The organism is Spongisporangium articulatum, assembly GCF_044465595.1.
In the GTDB taxonomy this organism is placed as follows: Bacteria; Actinomycetota; Actinomycetes; order Actinomycetales; family Kineosporiaceae; genus Spongisporangium; species Spongisporangium articulatum.
The window spans coordinates 323802-347291 of record NZ_JBITLV010000007.1 but is presented as its reverse complement, the minus strand read 5'-3'; the positions used below and the strand labels follow the sequence as shown (position 1 = coordinate 347291).

Genomic DNA, 23490 nt, shown 5'->3' with positions numbered 1-23490 from the left:
ACCGGTGAAGGTAACGGCGCTGCTGTTCTGGCTGGGCACGATCATCTTCGCGGTGACCGGGGTCGTCTACGGCGTGTTCGCCACCGACTGGGAGGAACCGGTCGGCGTGGTCGCCCTGTTCCTGACGGCCGGGTTGGCCCTGATGATCGCGGTGTACCTGTCCTACACCGACCGGCACACCGACGACCTCCCGGAGGACGACACCTTCGGCGAGATCGAGCAGGGCGCAGGCGAACTCGGCGAGTTCGCGCCCTACTCCTGGTGGCCGCTGGTGGCCGCCGGCGGCGGAGCCGTGGTCTTCGCGGGCGCAGCCATCGGCTGGTGGCTGCTGCTCATCGGGCTCGGCCTGGGGGCCATCGGCGTGATCGGCTGGGTCTTCGAGTTCTACCGCGGCGAGCACGCTCACTGATATCCGCATCTTCGGAGGCGTCCCCGGCTAGGCTGTCGCACCAGTCACAGCCGCCCGGACCGGGCGGCTGTCGTATGCCCAGTCGCTTCTCGGGGAGAGAACGGTGCAGTACAGGTCGCTGACCCTGGTCGGGGTGGTCGTCACGCTGGTCGCCGGCCTGACCGCCTGCGGCCCGGGTGAGGACGGCGCGGCCGGGCCGAAGCCGCAGACCGTCTCCAGCCCCGCCGCGAAGATCGACATCGCGCCGGGCGACGGCACCCGGAAGTGGCGGCTCGACAAGCCGATCGCCATCTCGGTCCTCGACGGCACGCTGGCCTCGGTCTCCGTCACCAGCAAGGGGCATGCGCTCGACGGGCAGCTGTCGCCGGACCAGCGCTCCTGGAAGAGCATCGGGGTCCTGAAACCCGGCGCCGAGTACACCGTCTCGGTGGCGGCTGCCAACCAGGACGGGTTGAAGGCCACCAGCACCAGCTCGTTCACCACGCTGTCGCCGTCCGCGCGCGCCCAGGTCTGGATGCAGCCGGCCGCCGGCAGCACCGTCGGCGTCGGCATGCCCGTGGTGCTGAACTTCTCGGCCCCCGTCGCCAAGTCGCGGCAGGCGGCCGTCGAGAAGGGCCTGAGCGTCACCAGCGACCCGCTCGTCGAGGGCGACTGGAAGTGGATGACCGCCCAGCAGGTGCAGTGGCGCCCCAAGGCCTACTGGCCCAGTGGTGTGAAGGTGAAGGTCCGGGCCGACCTGGCCGGCGTCGAGCTGGCCAAGGGCGTCTGGGGGGCGTCGAAGACCGCGAAGACCGACTTCACCATCGGCTCCGAGATGATCAGCACGGTCGATGTCGACAAGCACACGATGACCGTGCGCAGAGGCGGCAAGGTCATCCGCACCATTCCGATCACCACCGGGAAGGCCGGTTACGAGACCCGCAACGGGGTCAAGGTGATCATGACGCACGAGGCCACCCGCCGGATGGACGCGGCCTCGACCGGCACCGACCCCGACGACCCCGAGTACTACAACATCCTCGTGCACTACGCGATGCGCCTGACCTACAGCGGCGAGTTCCTGCATGCCGCACCGTGGTCCGTGGGCTCGCAGGGCCGGGCCAACGTCAGCCACGGCTGCACGGGGATGAGCATGTCCAACGCCCAGTGGATGTTCGACCACTCGAAGATCGGTGACGTCGTCGTCTACAAGAACAGCAAGCGGCCCCTGGAGTGGGGCAACGGGTTCACCGCGTGGGACGTCTCGTACGACAAGTGGACCGCCTGACACCTCGTTGCGAAGGGTCCACAGATGGAACCCCTGGCCGTGCTCGGCGGCACCCTCGACGGTGACCGGCTGCGGCTCACGCTGAGCCCGGGGCAGTCGCCCCCGTTGCCCGACGTCCCGCGCCTCCTGGCCGGGGCCGCCGAGGTCGACATCACCCCGCCGCCCGGGCTGCCCAAGGCCGGCTACTCCCGCAACGCCAAGGACGGCAACGGTTTCCGCACCCGGTTGCGGGCCCGGGTCATCCACCTACGACAGGGCACGACGTCGCTGGCGATCGTGGCCACCGACCTGCTCGGCGGTTCCGCCCTGATCCAGCACCTGGTCGCCCGGCGACTGCTCGAGGCCGGTGTCGACGTCCCGCTCGAAGGGCTGCTGATCGGCGCCACCCACACGCACGGCGCACCCGGGCAGTTCCACGGCACCGACTTCTACAACCGGTTCTCCTCCAACCGTCCCGGTCTCGACCCGGACTGGACGGCGTTCCTGGTCGAGCGGGTCACCGAGGCCGTGCAGGAGGCCGTGGCGACGCGACGTCCGGCCGTCGCCGGGTGGGGGAGGACGCGGGTCGAGGGGCTGACCCGCAACCGCTCGTTACCCGCGTTCCGGCGCAATCCCGGCAGCTCCTCGATGGGCGCCTACGACGCCGTGAACCCCTGGGTCGAGGTGCTGCGCCTCGACTCCGCCGAGGGTGACCCGCTGGCGGCGCTGCTCGTCTTCTCGATCCACGGCACCACCGTGCCGTCGAGCACCGGCCCGTACAACGCCGACCTCTGGTCGTACCTGTGCACCGACGTGGGGGACCGGATCGCCACCGGGCGGGGCGCGCGGCCGGTCGTGGCCGCGCTGCAGGGCACGCACGGGGATGTCACCCCCGCCTTGGAGGCGCCCGCCGGACACGCCGAGGCGGCTCGCATCGGGCGCGGGGTCGCCGCGCGCGCGATGGAGGCCTACACGGCCGCCGCACCTCGCGAGACCGTCGACCTGGGGTGCGCCCTGCGGGAGGTCGACCTGCGCGACCCCGCCCAGCGCCGCGCCCCCGGGGCCCCCGACGTGGCGCTGCCCGCCCGTCCGGCCGTCGGCGCCGCGCTGGTCGCCGGGGCCCGCGAGAACCTCACACCGGGCGTCTCGCTGCTGCCCTTCTTCCGAGCCGGGCACGGCAAGCCGTGGAGTCGCAGCGTGCACGGGGCGAAATGGGTGCTGGGCTCGCGGTGGGGGCAGCCGGCCATCCTCCCGCTGGACGGCTTCCCCCGCGTCCTGCCGCTGCAGCTGCTGCGGGTCGGGGACGTCGTGCTGACCGGACTGCCCTTCGAGATCACCACGACCAGCGGGCGCCGCTTCGCCGAGGCGATCGAGGCGGCGACGGGGCAGCGGGCCGTGGTCACCTCCGTCGCCGACGAGTACGTCGGCTACTGCACGACCGCCGCCGAGTACTCGGCCCAGTTCTACGAGGGCGGCCACACGCTGTACGGGCCTGCGACCCAACGGTTCCTGGCCGCCTGCCTGGAGTCCCTCGGCGAGCGGTTGGCGACGGGCGGCGGGCGGGTGCGGGACGTCGTCCCGCACCGCGTCCCGGACCTGAAGGTCCGGCGGTACTGGCCGGCCCCCGCGAGTGGCGAGGGGGCGTCGTCCACCGACGCTCCCGTCGTCCATGCGGTCGGCGACGTCTCCTGGGCGTGGACCGGCCCGGCGCCTGCCGGGCTGCGTTGGCACGAGCCGCTGGTGCGGGTCGAGCGGCGCGCCGGTGACGGCTGGGAGGCCGTCCCGCAGCCCGGGGGGCGAGTCCTCGACGACGGGCACGGCGACCTGTCCGTGGTCGTCGTCACCCGGCAGGGCTACCGGGTGCGCTGGCACGCAGCCGAGGTGGGCTCGGTGCCCGCGGCCGAGCTGCCCGGTGCGGCCGGAGCGCCCGCCTACCGCTTCGTGCTGCTGCAGGGGCAAAACACTGCGGCCCGCCCGGAGGAACCGGACGGGCCGCTCGTGCGCTCTGCGAGCTTCTGAGCCACGCCCTACTGCTGGCCGCTCAGCTCGCCCTGGGGCTCGGAGCCCCCGCTGGCGCTGATCTCGTCGTGCTCGCCGTGCGAGTGGGCCGCAGCCAGCTCGCGCGGGGTGACGGGCTCGACCCGGTCCTGGAAGTAGAACGTCGACAGCTTGTGCTGCAACGTCCCCAGGACCGCCAGCGGCTTCCGGACGCCGGCCTTGTCGGCCTTCGTCGGGGCGGGGGACGGCGCGTAGGACTCGAACGCCACCAGCTCCCAGCGGTTGAACGGGTCGAGCGGCTCGTGCAGCTCGAAGTACCGACCGTCCTGGTCGCGGAACACCCGACCGGTCTCGCGACCGTGCAGGACCTTCTCGCGGTCCTTGCGCTGCAGGCCGAGCGCGATGCGCTTGGCCACCAGGTAGACCAGCGGCGGGATGATGAAGATCGCGGCCCGCAGGAACACCGTGATGTCGTTGATCGACAGGTGCAGGTGGGTCGCGATGATGTCGTTGCCGCCGCTGATCCACAGCAGGATGTAGAACGAGATCGCCATGGCGCCCAGACCCGTACGGGTCGGGACGTTGCGCGGCCGGTCCAGCACGTGGTGCTCGCGCTTGTCACCGGTCGCCCAGGCCTCGATCCAGGGGTAGAGGATCGCGATGTTGGTCAGGATGCCGGGCAGGATCAACGCCGGGATCGCGATGTTCAGCGAGAGCGTGTAGCCCAGCCCGGACAGTTCCAGGAAGCCCGGCGTCAGACGCACCGCGCCGTCCATGAAGCCCATGTACCAGTCGGGTTGGGCGCCCGCGCCGATCGGTGATGGATCGTAGGACCCGTAGTTCTGGATCGGGTTGATCGTGAACCAGGCCGCCATCAGCGTCGTGATGCCGAAGACCACGAAGAAGAAGCCGCCGGCCTTCGCCGTGTAGATCGGGAAGAGCGGGAAGCCCTGCACGTTGCCGTTGTTCCGGCCCGGCCCGGGGTACTGGGTGTGCTTGTGCAGCACCACCAGGAACAGGTGGACGGTGATCAGCGCCAGCAGGATGCCCGGCAGCAGCAGCACGTGGATCGTGTAGATGCGCGGGATGAACGCCTCACCCGGGAACTGGCCGCCGAACAGGAAGAAGCTGACGTACGAGCCGACCACCGGGATCGCCAGGATGATGCCCGAGGCGATGCGCAGGCCGTTGCCGGACAGCAGGTCGTCCGGCAGGGAGTAGCCCAGGAAGCCCTCGAACATCGTGATCATCGCCATCGTGACGCCGATGACCCAGTTCAGCTCGCGCGGCTTGCGGAACGCCCCGGTGAAGAACACCCGGAACATGTGCACGATCAGCGCGGCCGTGAAGATCAGCGCCGCCCAGTGGTGGATCTGGCGCAGCAGCAGGCCGCCGCGCACGTCGAACGTGAGGTGCATCGTCGACGCGAAGGCCTGCGAGACCTCCTGGCCCTCGAGGAGCTTGTAGCTGCCCTCGTAGGTCACCGGATCCACAGACGGGATGAAGAAGAAGGTCAGGAACGTCCCGGACAGCAACAGGATGATGAAGCTGTAGAGAGCGACCTCACCCAGGAGGAAGGACCAGTGGTCCGGGAAGATCTTGCGGGCGAAGAACTTGACGCCCTTGGCCCCGCTGATGCGCTCGTCGAGAAAGTTGCCGACGCTGCCGGCGGCCTTCTCCGCTGTGCTGATGCTCATCCCCGCTCCCAGAAGCTCGGGCCGACGGCCTGGTCGAACGGTGCCTTGGCAATCAAATATCCGTCAGCATCCACCGTGATCGGAAGCTGCGGGAGTGGCCGCTTCGCCGGGCCGAAGATCACCTTGCAGCCCTGCGTGAGGTCGAAGGTGGACTGGTGGCACGGGCAGAGCAGGTGATGGGTCTGCTGCTCGTACAGCGCCACCGGGCAACCCATGTGCGTGCAGATCTTCGAGTAGGCCACGATGCCCTGGTAGGAGCCGGGCAGCGACTCGGCCGCCAGTTCGCTCTCGGGCAGGCGGATCAGCAGGACGGCGGCCTTGGCCCGCTCCTCCAGCTTGTGCTCCAGCTCCTCGATGCCCTCGGGCATCACGTGCACGACCGACCCGATGGTGAGGTCGGAGGCGAGCAGCTTCCCGCCCACGACGTCCCGGGTCAGCGGGGTGCCGGCCTTCCACGGGGTGGTGGACAGCTGGTCGCCCGGCATGGGGCCGGTGTCGCGCAGCAGGATCAGCCCCGGCAGCGGCAGCAGGGCCATCGCGCCCAGCAGCGAGTTGCGGATCAGCGGGCGACGGCCCAGCTGCGACTCCTCGGCGCCGAGCTTGAGGATGGCCACGGCCTCGGCGCGGTCCTCGTCGGTGCCGCGCTGCATGTGCCGGTACTCGACGCGCTCGGTGTCGGGCATCAGGGTCTTGGCCCAGTGGATGGCGCCCAGGCCGATGCCCAGCAGCGCCACCGCGAGGCCGGTGCCCAGCAGTTTGGTGGACAGGCCCACCCGGTTCATGAAGTCGACGAACTCGTCGAAGCTCTCGAACGGGCCGGGCTTCAGCTGGACCGCGAAGTAGGACACGATCGCGACCAGGGTGCCGACGGTCGAGAGCCCGAACAGGGCGGCGACCTGACGCTCGGCGCGCTTGGCGGCCTTCTCGTCGTCGTCGCCCATGCGGTGCTGGTGGGGCGGCAACCCCGGGTCGGTGAACTTCTCGGGGAGGTTCACCAGGTCCGGGTCGTGCACCTCGACGTGGCCGTGGCTGTCGCCGTGGCCCGCGGAGTGCTCGTTCTCCGTGTGTGTGCTCATCGTTTCACCGTTTCCTTACACTCACGCGGACTTCGAGCCGAGCCAGACGGCGGCCCCGATGCACAGACCCAGACCCACGACCCAGCCGACCAGGCCCTCGCTGACCGGGCCGAGTCGGCCCAGGCTGAAACCGCCCGGGTTCGGGGTCTCGTTGACCTCGGTCAGGTAGGCGATGACGTCGCGCTTGGCCTGCGGGTTGAGGGTCATGTCGTTGAACACCGGCATCGACTGCGGGCCGGTGACCATCGCCTCGTAGATGTGCGTGGGGGTCACGCCGGTCAGGTTCGGCGCGTACTTCCCGCGGGTCAGCGCGCCGCCCTTGCCGGCCGAGTTGTGGCACATGGCGCAGTTGGTGCGGAAGATCGCGTTGCCGCGCGAGGCGTCACCGGCCTCCGGGTTCACCGTCGCGCTGTCGGGCGTCGCCGGGCCGGGGCCCAGGCTGGCCACGTAGGCGGCCAGCTGGCTGATCTCGGTGGTGTTCAGCCGGACCGGCGCCTTGGGGGCCTGCGGGCCGGACGCCGCCAGCGGCATACGACCCGTGCCGACCTGGAAGTCGACGGCGGCGGAACCGACACCGACCAGGGACGGCGCGTTGTCCCGGCCCTCGGCGTTCATGCCGTGGCAGGTGGAGCAGTTCGCGAGGAACAGCTTCCGGCCGGCCTGCACGTCGGCGGACGTGGTGCCCGAGGCGGCGTCGGCCTGGCCCGGCATCGCCGCGGCGTAGACCACGCCGGTGATGAGCAGGCCGAGCAGCACGAGCGCGGCGGTCGCCAACGGGTGGCGACGGCGGGCTGCGATCGAGGTCACGAAGGTCTCCTAGCAGGGGGTGGAGTTGCCGGCGCTACTTGATCACGTAGATGACGAGGAACAGACCGATCCACACGACATCGACGAAGTGCCAGTAGTAGGACGTGACGATCGCGGCGGTCGCCTCCTTGTGACCGAAGTTCTTCACCGCGAAGGTCCGCCCGATGATGAGCAGGAAGGCGATCAGGCCGCCGGTCACGTGGAGACCGTGGAAGCCGGTCGTCAGGTAGAAGACCGAACCGTAGGCCGAGGAGGCGATGGTCAGCCCCTCGTGCACCAGGTTCGCGTACTCGAAGACCTGACCGGCCACGAAGATCGCGCCGGCGACGTAGGTCAGCGCGTACCACTCGCGCATGCCCCACGTGGACCAGCCGTACTGGCGGGTCCAGATCTTCCACCAGCGGTCCGCCTTGGTCTTCGACTGGAACCGCTCCGCGGCGAACACACCGGCCTGGCACCAGACGGAGCTGAGCACCAGGTTGATGGTGTTGGCCGTGGAGAACGGAATATCCAGGTTCTTCGGCCCGGTTACCCACAGATCGGGAGCCACGGACCGGATCGTGAAGTACATGGCAAAGAGCCCGGCGAAGAACATGAGTTCGCTGGACAGCCACACGATGGTGCCGACCTGGACCGGATTCGCCCGCGCGACGACGTGCGTGCCGGGTGCGCTGTCTACTGCCGCTACAGATGCCACGGACGTCATTATGGCCACCCCTTCACCCGGATGGCGGGCGGGGGTGGAACACGACGTCCGGAGTGTCGGTGCCGCTGCTCACACTCCGGCCCGCGCCGGTACGATCCGCAGGTCGATCGTTACGGTCGAGAGTCACCCGACGAATGCGTAGAAGTGCGGAGACGACGATGGCCAGCACCCCCGACACCTCCGGTCACCCCGACCCGCGGCTGACCGGTGAGTACCCCTCCGCCTCCGGGCTGGCGACGATCGAGGCGGTCGACACCTCCGGGCACGCCGACCACCGGCTGACCGGCGAGGAGCCCGAGTCCGGGCCGAAGCCGCTCAGCGTGCTGCTCTACAGCGACGACGTGGACACGCGCGCCTCCGTGCGTTCGGCCCTCGGCCGGCGTGTCGCGGCGGACCTGCCTCCCGTGGAGTGGACCGAGGTCGCCACCCGACCGGCGCTGATCGACCAGGTCGACGGCGGCGACTTCGACGTCCTCATCCTCGACGGCGAGGCGCAGCCCGCCGGTGGCCTGGGCATGTGCAAGCAGTTGAAGGACGAGAAGTACGAGTGCCCCCCCATCCTCGTGCTGACCGGCCGCCCGCAGGACGCCTGGCTGGCCACCTGGTCGCGCGCCGACGCCGCCGTGCCGCACCCGCTCGACCCGCGCGACCTCGCCGAGGCCGTGGCGACGCTGGCCCGCAGGCGCCGCGCGTCATGACGAGCGCCTCGGGGGAGGTGACCGAGCCCACGTGGGGGCAGCTCATCGCGACCCTGCTGGCGGGCACGGACCTGACCCGCGCCCAGGCCGCCTGGGCGATGGACCGGGTGATGTCCGGCGAGGCCACCGGGTCGCAGCTGGCCGGCTTCCTGGTCGCGCTGCGCAGTAAGGGTGAGGTCGTCGACGAGCTGGCCGGGCTGGTCGAGGTGATGCTGAAGCACGCCGTGCGGATCAGCGTCCCGGGCCCGGCCGTCGACGTCGTCGGCACCGGCGGTGACCGGCATCACTCCGTGAACATCTCCACGATGTCCGCGCTCGTGGTGGCGGGTGCGGGCGTGCGGGTGGTGAAGCACGGCAACCGGGCGGCGTCCTCGAAGTCCGGTGCGGCCGACGTCCTCGAGGCCCTGGGGGTCCGGCTGGACCTGTCCGCCGAGCGCGTGGCCGAACTGGCCACCGAGGTGGGCATCACGTTCTGCTTCGCGGCGAAGTTCCACCCGTCGATGCGGTTCGCGGGCCCGACCCGCGCCGAGCTCGGTGTCCCGACCGTCTTCAACTTCCTCGGCCCGCTGACCAACCCGGCCCAGCCGGGAGCCGTGGCCCTGGGCTGCGCCGACCTGCGGATGGCGCCGATCATGGCCGGGGTGCTGGCCGCGCGCGGCGACCGGGCGCTCGTCTTCCGGGGCGAGGACGGGCTCGACGAGCTGTCCACGACGGGCGCGTCGGCGATCTGGGAGGTCGCCGGCGGCGAGGTGCACGAGTCGCGCTTCGACCCGGCCGACCTCGGGTTCGCCCGCGCCACGCTGGACGACCTGCGCGGGGGTGACGCCGCCCACAACGCCGGCGTCGTGCGCGACCTGCTGGCCGGCAAGACCGGCCCGGTGCGGGACGCCGTGCTGCTCAACTCCGCTGCGGCGCTGCTGGTCGCCGGGGCCGACGGGACCGGCGCGACCAGCTCGGGCCCGGACGCCGGCCCCCTCGCCGCTCGCCTGGGGCCGCCCCTCGAGGCGGCGGCGCAGTCGATCGATTCCGGTTCCGCCGCGGCGGTTCTCGATCGTTGGGTCGCCGCCGCCAACGCCTGAACATCTATGTGTGAATCTCTGTCGCTCCTGACGACACAGATTCACACGTAGATGTTCGTGGTGCGGTCCGGCGATCGTCGACGAGTGAATCTCGGTTGCTATTTCCAGCCGTAGTTCACTCGTAAACGGTTGGCCCCGAGGTCAGGCGTCGAGGCCGTACCGGGTGAGCCGGGCCAAAGCGCGCGCGGCGCCCGCCGCCGGGACGGCCCACTCGCCGTCCAGTTCGACCAGCCGGACGCCCGGCTGCTCCAACCAGCGCAGCAGCAGGTCGGTCTCCTCGGGATGCGTGGCCGGCATCGGCGCCACCGCCGGCAGGACCATCTCGCCGGTCGCCTTCAACGCCTCGACGTAGGGCATCGGGTCGGCGCCCGCGGGGCTCACCGAGGCACCGGCCAGCCGCCCGTACCGGACCAGCGCGAACTCCCACCCGCCCTGCGCCCGCCGCCGGGCGCCGACCAGCTGCGGGATCGCCGCCACCGGGGCGAGGCGTTGCCCCCGCGCCGTGCCGCGCAGGTACGCCAGCACCCGGTCGCGTTGCAGGGCGGCCTCCTCGTAGCGCTGGTCGCCCGCCATCCGGTTGGCCCGTTCCAACCCGGCCCGGACCACGGGCTCCGCATCGCGCAGCAGCGCCTCGCGGGCCCGGGCCGCCACCGCCGCGTACCCCTCGACGTCGATACCGCCGATGCACGGCGCCCCGCACCGGCCGAGCTCCAGCAGCAGGCACGCGCTCGCGCCGGGGGACGCCTGCCGGGGCAGCCGCGCCGCGCACCGCCGGATCGGCACGGCCTCCTGCACGGCGGCCACCGCCAGCTCGGCCTGCCCCTGCGACGAGAACGGCCCGACGTAGACGCCGCCGTCGGCCCGTACCTGACGCACCACCGACAGTCGCGGGTACGCCTCGGCGGTGAGCTTCACCCACGGCGCCCGTTCGGGGTTGCGCGAGCGCCGGTTGTACGGGGGTGAGTGCTCGGCGATCAACCGGATCTCACGCACCCGCCCCTCGAGCGCCGTCGCGCACGGTACGGCGGTGACCCGGCTCGCGATCGCCAGCATCTCCCGCACCCGGCTGCGCTTCTCGGCGGCGGTGAAGTAGCTGCGCACGCGGGTGCGCAGGTCGACGGACGTGCCGACGTACAGCACCCGATCGCGCTCGTCGTGGAACAGGTAGACGCCGGGCCCGGACGGCACGTCATCGGCCAGATGCCGCTTGCGGCGCGTGCGTTCGGGCACCTGCGCGCTGTAGGCGTGCAGCTCGCCGAGCGTGCGGACGCCGAGGCCGCCGATGCGTTCCAGCAGGCCGTGCAGCACGTGCACGGTGGCCCGGGCGTCGGTCAGTGCGCGGTGGTCGGGCGTGGTGGGCGAGCCGAAGACCCGGGCCAGCGACGACAGCTTGTGGTTCGGTGCCTCGTCGCGGGTGACCACCTGCCGGGCGAGCCGCACCGTGTCGAGCACCGTCGGCTTCGGCCAGGGGTGCCCGGTTCGTGCGCAGGCCGCCTTCAGGAAGCCCACGTCGTACGGCGCGTTGTGGGCCACCAGCACGCTGCCGGACAGGAACTCCAGCAGGGACGGCAGCACCCCGTCGAGACTCGGTGCGCCCGCGACCATCAGGTCGTTGATGCCGGTCAGCAGCGCGATGAACGGCGGGATGGAGCTCGGCGGCCGGACCAACGTCTGGAACTCGCCGAGCAGCTCACCGCCACGCACCTTCACCGCGCCGATCTCGGTGATGCCGCCGTCGGCCGGGGCGCCCCCGGTGGTCTCCAGGTCGAGGACGACGAAAGTCACTTCGTGCAGCGGGGTTTCGGCCTCGCGGCGCCCCCCGGCGACCGTCAGCAGCTCGGACTCGTCGAGCTCCAGCAGCGGCAGTTGCAGGGGTTGCCCCGCGTTCACTGCTGCGTTCGAGGAGGCCATGCTCACGACGGTAGGTGGCACCACCGACAGTTCCCCGCCGGTGTGTCGTCGAGACCGTGGTTGTCGGTGGTCGGGCCTAGCTTCCGGGGAGAACGGATGAGGGAGGCAACGATGACGACGATCGACTGCGACACCTGCACGGTGCGCGGCCTGGCCTGCGGTGACTGCGTGGTGACCGTGCTCCTGGGGTCGGCGCCACCGGTCGAGGCGGGTGCGCCCATCGAGTTGGACAACCGCGAGCAGGCGGCGATCGCCGTCCTGGCCGGGGCCGGGCTCGTGCCGCCGCTGCGGCTCGTGAAGGCCGACGAATCAGCTCCGGCCGAAGGTCAGGAGGGTGACGGACCGGCCGCCGCGGGGGCCCGATCGGCCTAGGAACGAACGCATAAGTTTCCCGTCGGTAATCAAGGGAGTCCTAACTGACCTGCGTCGATTACTTAAAGGGCTCACAGGTTCACCTTCCGTGGGTTGGTGCTCCCGGGTCGCGTGGTTAGTGTGGCTGGCGTTCACGCATCGTGGAGTGACGGGGTGGCCCTCCACGGTTGGTCACCCGCGTACGTGCGGGCCGAGGGAAAGAGAGCGCCCGCTCCGTGCAGGTCCGAGTCACCCGGCGTCTCGTCACCGGAGGCATCTGCCTCGCCCTGGTGGCCGGTTCCGGGCTCACCATGTCGACGGCGCAGGCCGCTCCCACCCCGTCCGTCAGCCAGGTCCAGACCCGCGTCAACGCGCTGCGCGACCAGGCCGAGGTGGCCACCGAGAGGTACAACGACGCGCGGGAGGAACTGAAGTCGGTCCAGGTCCGGCTGAAGGCCGCGAAGGCTCGCCTCGCCCGGCAGCGGGCCGAAGTGCGGATCGCGAAGATTCAGCTCGGTCAGCTGGCCGCGGAGACCTACAAGCGCGGCAACCTCACCACGCTCGACCTGATGCTCAGCGACGACCCCGACGACGCGCTGGCCCAGGCCGGTTACCTGCCGAGCCTCACGGACCGGCAGGCCGGGGCCACGAAACGGCTCACGCTGGCCGAGGCGCAGCTCGCGCAGACCACCAAGGACATCGCAGCCGAGGAACGCAAGGCCGCACAGGCCGAGTCGCAGATGAAGAAGACCCGCGACACGGTCAACGCGAAGCTCGCGCAGGCGCAGGCCCAGCTCAACACCCTCAAGGCCGCCCAGCGCCGGGCGCTGAACCGGGCCTTCTCGGCCGCGAACGCCGTCCCGGCCGGCATCACCTGCGACGGCCTGGTCGGGGGCGCCTCCGGCCGGGCGAAGACCGCCATCAGCTTCGCCTGCGCCCAGCTCGGTGACCCCTACGTGTGGGCGGCCGCCGGCCCGAACTCGTGGGACTGCTCGGGCCTGACGATGAAGGCGTGGAGCGCCGCCGGCGTCTCCATCCCGCACAGCTCGCGGCTGCAGGTCGGCTACGGCAGCCGGGTCTCGCTCGGCAACCTGTCACCCGGTGACCTGGTGTTCTTCGGGTCGCCGATCCACCACGTCGGTATCTACGTCGGCGACGGCCTGATGATCCACGCCCCGCACACCGGGGACGTCGTGCGGGTCGCGCCGGTCTACGAGACCCCGGTCGCCGCCGTCCACCTCGGCTGACCCCACCCCTTTCTCGTCGATCATGCGCAAACGCATGATCGTCTCCGCTGACGGGCGCCTCGTCGGCGTGCCCATCCTGCGTTTGCGCATGATCGACGAGGGGGTAGTTAGGGTGGCGGGGTGCCTGGTCGTGAGGTGGTGCGCCGGGTTCTCGCCGTCGCCGGGATGCTCGCGCTGGGTTTCCTGACCGTCGTGGGCGTCGTGCACGGGCAGCCCGTCGCCGCTCCCGTCACCACCCCGCCCACCTCGGCCGGCGCCCCGCGCGAAGCCCTCGACGTCGCGGCGGTCGACGCCCTGTTGGCCACCCGCGCTCGGGCCGTGTCGGACGACGACCGTGCGGCCTGGGCGGGCACCGTCGCCCCCGTGGCCCAGCCGCTCCAGGGGCAGGTCTTCGACCGGCTACGCGTCCTGCGGCCGGTGCGGTGGACGTACACCCGGGTCGGGGAACCCGTGCGGGCCGGCGCCACCCGGATGCGGGTCGACGTCCGGTTGACCTATGAGCTCGCGGACGGCGGCCCGACGGTCACCCGCCCGCAGACCTGGGTCCTGCAGCTCGACGGCGGCCCGAAGGTGCTGAGCACCGCCTCGACCGCCACCCCCGACCTCTGGGACCTGACCCCCGTCGTCCGGCGCACCGCGAACGCGCGCACCGACACCGGCGACGCGCGCTGCACCGTCGTCGCCGCGGCGTCCCGCCGGCCGGTCGCCACGCAGCTGGTCGACCTGTGCCCGGACGTGCTCGACACCGTGCAGAAGGCGGTCCGGGCCCCGGGTGCGGACCGCGCCCCCGTGACGCTCGTCGTCCCGCAGGACGTCGGGCAGCTGGCCACGCTGCTCGGGCGCACCGACCCGGCGGGCCTGGACCGCACCGCCGCGATCACGGTCGGCGTGGCGCACCAGCCCGCCGAGGCGGTGCTGATCAACCCCGAGGCGTTCGGGCAGTTGCGCGCGGTGGGGCGCCGCGTCGTCCTCACCCACGAGCTCGTGCACGTCGCCACCCGGGCCGTCGAGGCCGGTGGGACGGCCACCGTGCCGACCTGGCTCGACGAGGGGACGGCCGACGAGATCGCTTATGCGGCGACCGATCTCGACGCCGAGACGATCGCCGGCCCGGTGCTCGACCAGGCCCGGGCCGGGCGCTACCCGACCAGGCTGCCGACGTCCGCCGCCTTCGACGCCACCGGGGCGGCCCCCGACCTGGCGTACGCACAGGCCTGGTCGGCCGCCGACACCATCGAGGCCGACAAGGGCGTCGCCGGGTTGCTGAAGGTGCACCGGCTCGTGGCGGGCGGCACGTCGCTCGACGCGGCCCTGCAGCAGGTGCTCGGGACCGGTACGGCAGGCTTCGTCTCCATGTGGCAGCAGCACCTCGGCCGGCTGGTCCAGAACCCGTGAGCCGCACCCTGATCGTCACGAACGACTTCCCGCCGCGCACGGGCGGCATCGAGTCGTTCGTGCTGGCGATGGCCCAGCGGATGGACCCGGGCAGCGTCGTCGTCCACACCGCCCGTCAGCGCGGAGACGCGGCCTTCGACGCGACGCTGCCGTTCCCGGTGGTCCGCGACTCCTCGCCGCTGATGGTGCCGATCCCGTCGATCACCCGCCGCTCGGTCGAGATCGCGCGGGCCGAGGGCTGCGACCAGGTCTGGTTCGGGGCGGCGGCCCCGCTCGGGCTGATGGCCCCGGCGCTGCGCCGCGCGGGCGTCGAGCGGATGGTCGCCACGACCCACGGGCACGAGGTGTGGTGGGCGCACGTGCCGGTCACCCGGCCGCTGCTGCGCCGGATCGGCGCCGGGGTCGACGTGGTCACGTTCCTGGGGGAGTACTGCCGTTCGCGGATCGCGCCCGCCCTGGACGCCGCCGCGCAGGCCCGCATGGTCCAGCTCACCCCGGGCGTCGACGACCGTGCCTTCCACCCCGGCGTCGACGGGTCGGGCGTGCGCGCCCGGTACGGGCTGGGCGACCGGCCGGTGATCGTGTGCGTGAGTCGGATGGTCGCCCGCAAGGGCCAGGACATGCTGGTGCGCGCGCTGCCGCACATCAAGAGCCGGGTGCCCGACGCCGCGCTGCTGCTGGTCGGCGACGGCCCGCACCGGGCGGCCGTCGAGAAGCTCGTGCGTGAGCGGGGTCTCGAGGGCGACGTGGTGTTCGCCGGGCGCATCCCGTGGGCCGAGACCCCGCCGTACTACGCGGCCGGCGACGTGTTCTGCATGCCCACCCGCACGAGGCTGTTCGGCCTCGAACCCGAGGCGCTCGGCATCTGCTACCTGGAGGCCGCCGCGACCGGGTTGCCCGTCGTCGCGGGCGACTCCGGCGGCGCCCCCGACGCCGTCCTGGAGGGCGAGAACGGGTACGTCGTCGACGGCACGAGCGAGCAGGCCGTCGCGGACCGGTGCGCCGAACTCCTCCTCGACCGAGAGCTGGCCGCGCGGTTCGGTACCCGCGGCCGCGAATGGGTGGCGCAGCAGTGGCGCTGGGACGACCTCGCCGTCAAGCTGCAGAACCTGCTCGCCGCCCGCTGAGGCGCCGAGTGGAACGTTCTGCCCCGTCAGGGGGTCGATCGGCCGGTCTTACGGGGCAGAACGTTCCACTCGCGGCTCGGGGCGTTCGACGACGGCCAGCGAGACCACGACGAGCGCCGCCACGAGCCAGAACTGGTTGTAGAAGGCCTGCTTGTTCACCAGGTTGGCCACGAACAGCACCAGCGCGGCCCAGCGCAGCACCCCCGCGAGGTCGGGCTGCCGGCGCTGGATGAGCAGCGCCGCCCCCACCCACGTGCCGAGCACCAGGAACCCGGTCAGCCAGAACGGAGGCGTCCAGGACAGCTCGTGGATGGCCGCGATGTAGAGGGTGTCGGCGAACAGCAGCGGCTGGAAGTTCACCAGCATCGACACGGTGTCGTGCCACATGTCGGCGGGCGAGGCGAGGAACCACGGCAGCACGAACAGCCCACCCAGTACGGCCGACGCGAGCGTGCGCCGCCAGCCGAACCGCGGCCACACCGCCAGCAACGGCAGCAGCAGGACCAGGTGCTGCTTGCTGGCCAGCCCGAGCGCGAGACACACGATCGCCAGGAGCGACCAACCGCGCCCGTCGTCCAGGCGGTGCACCCCGAGCGCCCAGCCGGCGAGGCAGGCCAGCAGGAGCGGTTCGGTCCAGGCCTGCTCGATCTGCGTCGCCGTCCCGGGCATCAGCAGCAGCAGCGCCGCACCCCCGGCGGCGGCGACCACCGCCCGCGGCGCCGGGTCCGCGGAACCGGGCTCCCGGCGTCCGCCCCGCACCGCCAGCAGCCGGACGGCGAGCGCGCCCAGCACGGTGATCACCACCAGCGCCCAGCGGACGTCACCGGCCAGCCAGCGGCCCGGAGCCAACAACAGCGCGGTGAAGGGGAGGTAGGTGAAGGCGTCCTGAACGCCGGGGGAGTCGTGCCAGTTCATGGCGTAGAAGTTCTGCGGCCGCGGGATCGCGTCGGCGGCCTGCTGCAGCGTCACCCAGACGTCGATCTTCGGGTGCGGGCTCCAGCGGATGAGCAGGACGGCGGCGATCAGGTAGCCGACGACGGCGACGGCCAGGGCGGCGTCGGGCAGCCGGCGCAGGTCCTGGCCCGCCCGGGCCCGCAGGAGGGTCACCAGCAGCAGCACGGCGACCACCAGGGAGACCAGTCCGAACAGCCAGCGCACCTGCTCGCGCTGGGGCAGTGTCGTGTAGCTGTAGGCCCACACCCGTACGTCGAGGGGGACGGCGAGCGCGAACGCGAGCGCCAGGCCACCTGCGGTGGCCGTCAGGGAGGGTGCGGACGTCGGGGGGCGCCGCAGCTGCCAGGCGGCCAGGCCCAGCGCGAGGGCCGTGTAGACGGCGACGATCCAGAGCTTGTAACGGACGACGCTGTGCGTGGCGACCGACATGCCCACCACCACGAGGGCCGGGGCGAGGAGGGCGGCCAGGGGAGGAGCGTTCCGTCGCATGGGCGGGAACGCTACTAGCCGCTTCGGGGCAGCCTCAGCGGCCGGGGGCCCGCTCGGGGCAGGTCGGGAAGCCGGCGCCGGCGTCCTGCTGGGCGGCCAGGCAGTCACCGGTCTTGGTGAAGACGTTGTCCAGCCAGGTGCCGAAGCCGAACACGAGCACCGCGATGACTCCGGCGACGGCGGCCACCATGAGCCCGTACTCCACGGCCGAGGCACCCCGATCGCCGATGGCGCGCAGCGCCCGTCGGGTCCGAGCTGACATCGCGTCCCTCTCCTTCGCCAGCCGCGGCACGTTCCGCGGTTGAGACGTTCCCCGTGCTCATCACCCTGGCACGATCACCGGTTGTCAGGAGGTGACTACAGCCATGATCGGGTGAACGGTGGATTCGTTGAGTAGTCGAAGCATTGCTGTGAGCGAACAGAAGTGCAAGGTGTGACACGAACAAACGATCTTCGCGGTTCATCCGGTCCGGACGCGTCGAAGCCCGGAAGCGTGAGCTCCCGGGCTTCGAGGGGGTACTTGGAGCGATGTTCGGTCAGCCGCCGTTCGGTACGACAGCCTCGCAACCGTTTCCGGCGCCGGCGACACCCTGGCCGGTGATCGACTGGCAGGTGTCGTCGAGGGTGTTGCCGACGAGGTTGCCCAGGCCGAAGACGATCGCCACGATGACGGCGGCGATGGCGGCGACCATCAGGCCGTACTCGACAGCGGACGCGCCCCGGTCCTTCGCGCCCTGCACCGTGGAGCGGAGTTTGGTGAGCATGCGGATCCCTTCCTGGATGCCCGGTACGAGGATGTGTTCCTCCTCCGAATACATGCTCAGCGTGCCACTCCGATTGCGCTCCGTACCTAAAGGACATCACGGATCAGGAGAAGAGCCTGCGAGAGGATCGTCCGAATGTCCTACGCGAATCATGTTTAGCCTGGTCAACGGCCTGTTGTAACCCTCTGAAGTCGTCCGATCACTGGTCTTTCGACGCCGAAGGCGCCCCGGGCATTCCGGGGCGCCTTCGGTTACGGACGGGTGGAGCTGTTGAACGGAAAGTCAGCGGTGGGACTTCTCGTCGTTGACCAGGCCGAGCCGCACGGCCGCCATCACGGCCTGCGCGCGGTTCCCGGCGCCGAGCTTCTCGTAGATGTTCGCGACGTGCGTCTTGGCCGTCGACTCGCTGATGTAGAGCCGGCGCGCGATCTGCGCGATGGCCAGGCCGTCGACGAGCAGGTCGAGCACCTCGCGCTCGCGCGGGGACAGCTTCGGGCCCGCGGGGGCGCTCATCCGGCGCTGCATGGCCCCGGCCAGGTCGCGCGCGGTGAAGGCCCGCGGGTTGGCGGCCGCGTGCCGGGCGGCGGCCACGACCTCCTCGGCGGGGGCGTCCTTGCCGACGAAGCCCGACGCTCCGGCGTCCAGTGCCGCGAACACCTGGTCGTCACCGGCGTACATCGTCAGGACGACGATGCCCATGGTCGGGTTGCCCTGGCGCACCTGCGTGGTCAGCGAGATGCCGTCGCCGTCGGGCAGCCGGACGTCGGTCACCAGGACGTCGGGGCGCAGCCGCTCCAGCTGCGTCAGGGCGTCGGCGACGGAACCCGCCTCGCCCACGACCTCGATGTCCCCCGCGCGGTCGAAGGCGCGGCGGAGCCCCTCGCGGATCAGTTGATGATCGTCGACGAGTACGACGCGCAGGGTGTCCCCGGCTGTGGTCACTGCTTTACCTCCTGGTCAGCCCCGCGGACGTCGGCCATCGCCGTCGCGGGTCGGTTCTCTTCACTGCGCGCTGGTGGTCTCAGCAGCGGGATGCCACGCGGGTCGGTGAGGGACTCGCGCGTGACGGGGGTGCGGGGCAGCGGCCCCGTGTCGCGGGGCACCTGCCCGGGGAACGTGCCCAGCCCGATCTCCACGAGGGTGCCGCCCTCGGGGCCCGGGCCGACGTTGAGGGTCGCGCCGATCCGGCGGGCCCGCTCCCGCATCCCGGTGATGCCGAAGCTGTCGGGCCGGCCGGGGCGCAGGCCGCGACCGTCGTCGATCACCTGCACGTGGGCCCGCGGCGGTTCGACCGTCACGGTCAGCCAGAGGTTGCGGGCCCGCGCGTGGCGGCGCACGTTGGCCACCGCCTCCTGGACGATGCGCAGCACCTCGACCTCGACGCTGACCGGCAGCCGGCGGCGCGACTCGTCCATCGAGATGTGCACCTTCAGGCCCGACTGGGCGCCGACCCGCTGCACGTGCTCACTGATCGCGGTACCCAGGCCGACGCTGTCGTCGACACCGGCGCGCAGGTCGAAGATGCTCATCCGCAGGTCCGCGACCATCGTCTGCAGCTGCTGGCGGACCGACGCGATGCCCTGCGCGGTCTCCTCGGGGGCGTCGCGGCGGATGTCGTCCAGCGCGTAGCCGACGCTGGCCAGGTCCTGGGCGATGCCGTCGTGGATCTCGCGGGCCAGCCGCATCCGCTCGTCCGTGGTGGCCAGTCGGCGCACGTCGTCGAACAGCATCGCGCTGGCCAGCCGCGGCCCGGACTGCTCGATCACCGCGCGGCACCGGACCAGTGTCGGCCGGTCGATGGCGGCATCGGTGGTCAGCACGACGAGCGCCACCACCCGCTCGCCCATCAGCACCGGGACCGCGGTCAGCACCACGTCGCCGAACAACCTCTGCACGGGGCTCGCCGTGATCCAGGCGTCCTCGATCGCGACCTCGGCGTCGTCGTCCGGCTCCTCGCCTACCAACGCGACGAACCGGCCGCCGGGGGAGCGGGCCAGCACCACGGTGGTGGCCTGGGGGACGACGGTGCGCACGTCGTCCGCGAGCGCCTGGGCCAGCGTGCGGGGGTCGAGGCCGAGGCTGAGCTGCCGGGCCACGACGTGCAGTTCCGACAGCAGCCGGTGCGCGTCCGCGTAGGCGGGTTCGCTGTCGGGGGCGGACTCGTCGCGGATGCGGCGCATCCAGGCGCCCACCCCGGGGACGCCCAGGAAGATGCAGAGCATCGCCGCGATCAGCGACGGCTCGGTCAGGTTGCCGGTCTGGACCCGCCCCTCGCTGCTCAGCGACCAGGACACGTAGACGCCGGCCACGACCGCGAAACTCGTTGCCGCGCAGGCCAGACCGGCCACGGCGCCGGCGGCCATGGCTGCCGTCCAGAGCGGCACGATCAGGTAGAGCAGGAAGAGCGCCCCGGCCGGGCCGACGACACCGACGATGACTGCGGCCACGATCGTCTCGGTCACCGCGACGTACAGCGGGGGGACGAACCGCGACAGCGGCAGCGAGGCGATCGCGGCGACCAGCAGGAGCAGCAGGGCCGGGACGACGATCTCGACCGGGTGGATGGCCTGCGCCGTCGCGGGGTCGGTGCTCTCGGACTTGGTGCTCACCCCGAGCGTGATGCAGGCCGCGAGCACGATGATCCCGGAGCGCAGGAGGAGGGGCAGGAACCCGTTCCGGTCCTGAAGCTGTCGTGACGGCACGGTGACAATCTGCCACACGAGTGATACTCCTGGCTTGCGATCGTCCGATCCGCGAGACAGATCCGGTTGAGGGGAGAACGGGTGGTTACGCCCGAAACACCACCCGCGTCACACCCGCCCCTGCTGTCCCTCGGCGAGGTCCTCAACCGCGCCGACGAACTGCTGCTCGCCGGTCAGGCGCCCGCCGCCCGCCCGCTGCCCACCGGGTTCGGGCTGCTCGACCGGTACCTCGCCGGCGGGTTGCGCGGCGGTGAACTGTGCCTGCTCGGCGGTCCCCAGGGGCTGGGCAAGACCGCGTTCGCGCTGATGGTCGCCCGGCACGCCGCGGCCGGCGGTGAGGCGTGCGTGGTCGTCTCCTACGAGCACGACCAGGTGACCCTGCTGGAGCGGATGGTCTCGCTCGAGGCCGGCGACTCGATCGGCATGGAGGGCGTGCACCTGCGCCGGGTGCGCGAGGCGCTGGAGCGCACCCGCGGCGGTTCGCTGGAGGAACGGCTGTCCACCAGCTTCGGCGGGGCGTCGGCCGTCGCGTCGCTGCGCGGCTACGGCGACCGGTTGCTCGTGCACCCCGCCGGGCCGGAACCCGCTGGGCTGAAGGAGATCCGGGCGTTCGTGACGGCCGCCGCCGAGCGCACGGGCCGGACGCCGCTGCTCGTCGTCGACTACCTGCAGAAGATCCCGGTGGACGGCGGGACGTCGGACGACGACCGCATCGCCCGGGCCGTCGCCGGCCTGAAGAGCATCGCGCTGGACCTCGGCGTCCCGGTGCTCGCGGTCAGTGCCGCCGACAAGGCCGGGCTCACCCCCGGCCGCCGGTTGCGGGTCAACCACCTGCACGGCCCGGCCGGGCTGGCCTACGAGGCGGACGTCATCCTGCTGCTGAACGAGAAGTTCGACGTCGTCGCCCGGCACCACCTGGTGTACGACACCCGCTCGGTGGAGCGGTTCCGCGACTACGTGGTGCTGACGATCGAGAAGAACCGTTCCGGCGTGGCCGGTATCGACCTCCAGCTCCGGAAGCGCCTGGAGCAGAGCCGGTTCGAACGCGACGCCGAGGACGTCCCCGAAGAGCTCGTCGACGAGCGCCTCTTCGTCGACTGACCCTCCTTGTCCGTGATCATGCACAAACGCATGACTTCACGATTGCGATGGGAGGGCCTGTTCGTCAGTTGCCACGGTAGCGACAGCACTGCGAGCCGTCGCGCTCTGCCGGTATTCGATGGCCTCGGGGAGTTCATCGAAGGTCAGCAAGTCGCCTGTGAGCTGCAAGAGCTGGTCACGCACCTGGACCGGTGTCGCATAGAAGAACTCACGTCGCCGGTTGATTTGGTTGACCCGAAGCTCGGCGAAGTGTGCGTGCAGTTTCGCCTCGATCCCCACAGCGTCGTCCGAGAAGAACAATGCATGCACGTCGAACCGGAACGGCACGGAGGCGTCTCCCAGTTCCTTCACCCGATCCATGGGATCCAAGCGTCGCGTCATCCCGATCTTGACCATCCCCGGGCCAAAGGCTCCGATATTGCTGATCACATAGACATACCCGGCGCGGATGTTGGCGGCCCGGTAGTCGACGTCCTTGATCGCCGACTCGATTTCGGCCAACTGGGTCTGCATCCGGAGAACCGCTTCCTGGTCTCCCTTCACTTGGAGAGCTGTGAGGGCGTTGAGGTAGTGCTGCTGCTCTTTGATCAGGCGGGCTCGCTCGCGTTCGATTTCAGCCTGGACTCTCTGTTCCTCGCGCAGCCGGGCTTTCTCTTCCCGCTCCCGCTCCTTTTCTACTGCGACTTTCTCGAGATAGTCGGCAGTCAGGCTGAGTTCCCACATGCGCAACCGGTGGTATTCGGGTGAGATCCGGATCTGCAGGGTCTTGCCCAGCTTCTCGATGGTGAAGGCAACCTTGTCGAGACGTTCACGGGCGGTCGCGAGCTTGTAGGGCTTGAGGCTGCGAGCCAGATTGTCGGCCTCAGCGTTGTAGGCCCGAAGCATCAGCTTGGAAGTCTCACGAACCATGGTCCGGCCCTGGGCGGCTGATCCGTTGACCGTCCAGTCCGTGACCCCGGTGACCGCCCCGCCGTCCCTCAGGGTCATCGCCTTGATCTGATTCTTCAGCTCGGCCAACTCGGCCTTGTAGGCGACCGCATCCTGAAGCGGATGCTGATACTCGTAGACGCCGACCTCTTGGAGGATCGCAACCTCTCGTGTCTCCACGATCGCCCGTTTGGCCTGGTCGAGTTCGCTGAGCGCCGCGTCCAGAGCCGCGGCGCCTGCCCGCACTTCGTCTTCCAATTGCCGCCGACGATCGCGCAGCTGGAGGATGTCCAGCGCTCCCAACTCGGCCAGTTGCTCGCGCAAGGCGGCGTTTTCGGCTTGGACATCAGCTAGGACTGACCCCAATTCGCGTGCCTGTCGACGAGCTCCGAACAGCGGCACGGACGATGACGCTGCAGAGGAGGAGGCGGACTGGGGCTGATTGCGGTCGGGTGCCTGCCCCGAGTGCGAACCCTGCGCGGCCGCCCCGGGGCGCATGATGTCTTCGAAGCCGCCTGCGGAAGCAGGTGGATTGGCATGTCGGGGCTGATCCGGTCGTACGCTGGATGGTGCGTCTTCCGCCACCCAGAAGACCCATCCGGCAGGGGCCGGACCCCACGAAGGATCTGGCTGCCAACCCGTCGGAGGCACCCAGCCGGCGGGAGGAGCAGGCCAGTTCGGTGGTACCTGGAATCGCATTTTCACAGTCCATCCCCTCGTCGACAGATCATTCTGCATCTGTCGACTCACGCCGGCGGTGAAGATCCAGCCAGTACGTGTGGGTACTTCATGCGTTTGTGCATGAT

At 70.9% G+C, this 23490-nt stretch carries 21 protein-coding genes; 10 read left to right on the top strand and 11 right to left on the bottom strand.

Annotated elements, in window-relative coordinates; translation table 11 throughout:
- Positions 1-4: 4 nt before the first annotated feature.
- The 3 genes from ACIB24_RS20730 (at position 5) to ACIB24_RS20720 (ending at position 3674) form a co-directional block, all read left to right on the top strand.
- Complete coding sequence (locus ACIB24_RS20730) at positions 5-409, top strand: cytochrome c oxidase subunit 4 (RefSeq protein ID WP_398284084.1); 405 nt, start codon at positions 5-7, stop codon at positions 407-409.
- Positions 410-512: 103 nt separating this feature from the next.
- A complete protein-coding gene (locus ACIB24_RS20725) occupies positions 513-1676 on the top strand; it encodes a L,D-transpeptidase (protein WP_398284083.1) in 1164 nt (387 codons plus the stop codon).
- Positions 1677-1700: 24 nt separating this feature from the next.
- On the top strand, positions 1701-3674 hold the full coding sequence (locus ACIB24_RS20720) for a neutral/alkaline non-lysosomal ceramidase N-terminal domain-containing protein (RefSeq protein ID WP_398284082.1): 1974 nt from the start codon (positions 1701-1703) through the stop codon (positions 3672-3674).
- An 8-nt stretch (positions 3675-3682) separates the two neighbouring features.
- Here ACIB24_RS20720 and qcrB read toward each other — a convergent pair whose 3' ends face one another.
- Genes qcrB through ctaE form a run of 4 tightly spaced genes read right to left on the bottom strand, consistent with a single transcriptional unit; the run spans position 3683 to position 7939 of the window.
- Positions 3683-5350, bottom strand: a complete 1668-nt coding sequence (gene qcrB, locus ACIB24_RS20715; protein WP_398284081.1) for a cytochrome bc1 complex cytochrome b subunit — start codon at positions 5348-5350, stop codon at positions 3683-3685.
- Complete coding sequence (gene qcrA / locus ACIB24_RS20710; RefSeq protein WP_398284080.1) at positions 5347-6426, bottom strand: cytochrome bc1 complex Rieske iron-sulfur subunit; 1080 nt, start codon at positions 6424-6426, stop codon at positions 5347-5349. The genes qcrB and qcrA overlap by 4 nt, the downstream gene beginning before the upstream one ends.
- Before the next feature lie 21 nt (positions 6427-6447).
- Positions 6448-7233 (bottom strand): cytochrome bc1 complex diheme cytochrome c subunit, encoded by a 786-nt coding sequence (gene qcrC, locus ACIB24_RS20705; protein WP_398284079.1) that lies wholly within the window; start codon positions 7231-7233, stop codon positions 6448-6450.
- 34 nt (positions 7234-7267) lie between these two features.
- Positions 7268-7939, bottom strand: a complete 672-nt coding sequence (gene ctaE / locus ACIB24_RS20700; protein ID WP_398284078.1) for an aa3-type cytochrome oxidase subunit III — start codon at positions 7937-7939, stop codon at positions 7268-7270.
- Between the two features lie 278 nt (positions 7940-8217).
- On the opposite strand from ctaE, the gene ACIB24_RS20695 reads away from it, so the two are divergent.
- Positions 8218-8637, top strand: a complete 420-nt coding sequence (locus tag ACIB24_RS20695; protein WP_398284134.1) for a hypothetical protein — start codon at positions 8218-8220, stop codon at positions 8635-8637.
- Positions 8634-9716, top strand: coding sequence for an anthranilate phosphoribosyltransferase (gene trpD, locus ACIB24_RS20690; protein WP_398284077.1), 1083 nt, complete (start codon positions 8634-8636; stop codon positions 9714-9716). The genes ACIB24_RS20695 and trpD overlap by 4 nt, the downstream gene beginning before the upstream one ends.
- Before the next feature lie 141 nt (positions 9717-9857).
- Here the strand turns inward: trpD and ACIB24_RS20685 are convergent, their stop codons facing one another.
- Positions 9858-11627 (bottom strand): DEDD exonuclease domain-containing protein, encoded by a 1770-nt coding sequence (locus ACIB24_RS20685; RefSeq protein WP_398284076.1) that lies wholly within the window; start codon positions 11625-11627, stop codon positions 9858-9860.
- Between the two features lie 111 nt (positions 11628-11738).
- On the opposite strand from ACIB24_RS20685, the gene ACIB24_RS20680 reads away from it, so the two are divergent.
- The 4 genes from ACIB24_RS20680 to ACIB24_RS20665 all read left to right on the top strand — a co-directional run bounded on the left by ACIB24_RS20680 (position 11739) and on the right by ACIB24_RS20665 (position 15747).
- Positions 11739-11999, top strand: a complete 261-nt coding sequence (locus ACIB24_RS20680) for a hypothetical protein (protein ID WP_398284075.1) — start codon at positions 11739-11741, stop codon at positions 11997-11999.
- A 215-nt stretch (positions 12000-12214) separates the two neighbouring features.
- A complete protein-coding gene (locus ACIB24_RS20675; protein WP_398284074.1) occupies positions 12215-13225 on the top strand; it encodes a C40 family peptidase in 1011 nt (336 codons plus the stop codon).
- Positions 13226-13345: 120 nt separating this feature from the next.
- Positions 13346-14620 (top strand): peptidase MA family metallohydrolase, encoded by a 1275-nt coding sequence (locus ACIB24_RS20670; protein WP_398284073.1) that lies wholly within the window; start codon positions 13346-13348, stop codon positions 14618-14620.
- A complete protein-coding gene (locus ACIB24_RS20665; protein WP_398284072.1) occupies positions 14617-15747 on the top strand; it encodes a glycosyltransferase family 4 protein in 1131 nt (376 codons plus the stop codon). Before ACIB24_RS20670 ends, ACIB24_RS20665 begins: the two co-directional genes overlap by 4 nt.
- A gap of 48 nt (positions 15748-15795) precedes the next feature.
- Here ACIB24_RS20665 and ACIB24_RS20660 read toward each other — a convergent pair whose 3' ends face one another.
- The 5 genes from ACIB24_RS20660 to ACIB24_RS20640 form a co-directional block, all read right to left on the bottom strand.
- A complete protein-coding gene (locus tag ACIB24_RS20660; protein WP_398284071.1) occupies positions 15796-17190 on the bottom strand; it encodes a hypothetical protein in 1395 nt (464 codons plus the stop codon).
- A 34-nt stretch (positions 17191-17224) separates the two neighbouring features.
- Complete coding sequence (locus ACIB24_RS20655) at positions 17225-17452, bottom strand: Flp family type IVb pilin (protein ID WP_398284070.1); 228 nt, start codon at positions 17450-17452, stop codon at positions 17225-17227.
- A gap of 274 nt (positions 17453-17726) precedes the next feature.
- Positions 17727-17954, bottom strand: coding sequence for a Flp family type IVb pilin (locus ACIB24_RS20650; protein ID WP_398284069.1), 228 nt, complete (start codon positions 17952-17954; stop codon positions 17727-17729).
- A 282-nt stretch (positions 17955-18236) separates the two neighbouring features.
- Positions 18237-18896 (bottom strand): response regulator transcription factor, encoded by a 660-nt coding sequence (locus ACIB24_RS20645; RefSeq protein ID WP_398284068.1) that lies wholly within the window; start codon positions 18894-18896, stop codon positions 18237-18239.
- Positions 18893-20656, bottom strand: coding sequence for a sensor histidine kinase (locus ACIB24_RS20640; RefSeq protein WP_398284067.1), 1764 nt, complete (start codon positions 20654-20656; stop codon positions 18893-18895). Before ACIB24_RS20640 ends, ACIB24_RS20645 begins: the two co-directional genes overlap by 4 nt.
- 81 nt (positions 20657-20737) lie before the next feature.
- On the opposite strand from ACIB24_RS20640, the gene ACIB24_RS20635 reads away from it, so the two are divergent.
- Positions 20738-21757 (top strand): DnaB-like helicase C-terminal domain-containing protein, encoded by a 1020-nt coding sequence (locus tag ACIB24_RS20635; protein WP_398284066.1) that lies wholly within the window; start codon positions 20738-20740, stop codon positions 21755-21757.
- 36 nt (positions 21758-21793) lie between these two features.
- Here ACIB24_RS20635 and ACIB24_RS20630 read toward each other — a convergent pair whose 3' ends face one another.
- The gene (locus tag ACIB24_RS20630) at positions 21794-23086 is read right to left on the bottom strand and encodes a DUF4041 domain-containing protein (protein WP_449619065.1); all 1293 of its coding nucleotides are present in this window, start codon (positions 23084-23086) and stop codon (positions 21794-21796) included.
- Positions 23087-23490: the final 404 nt, after the last annotated feature.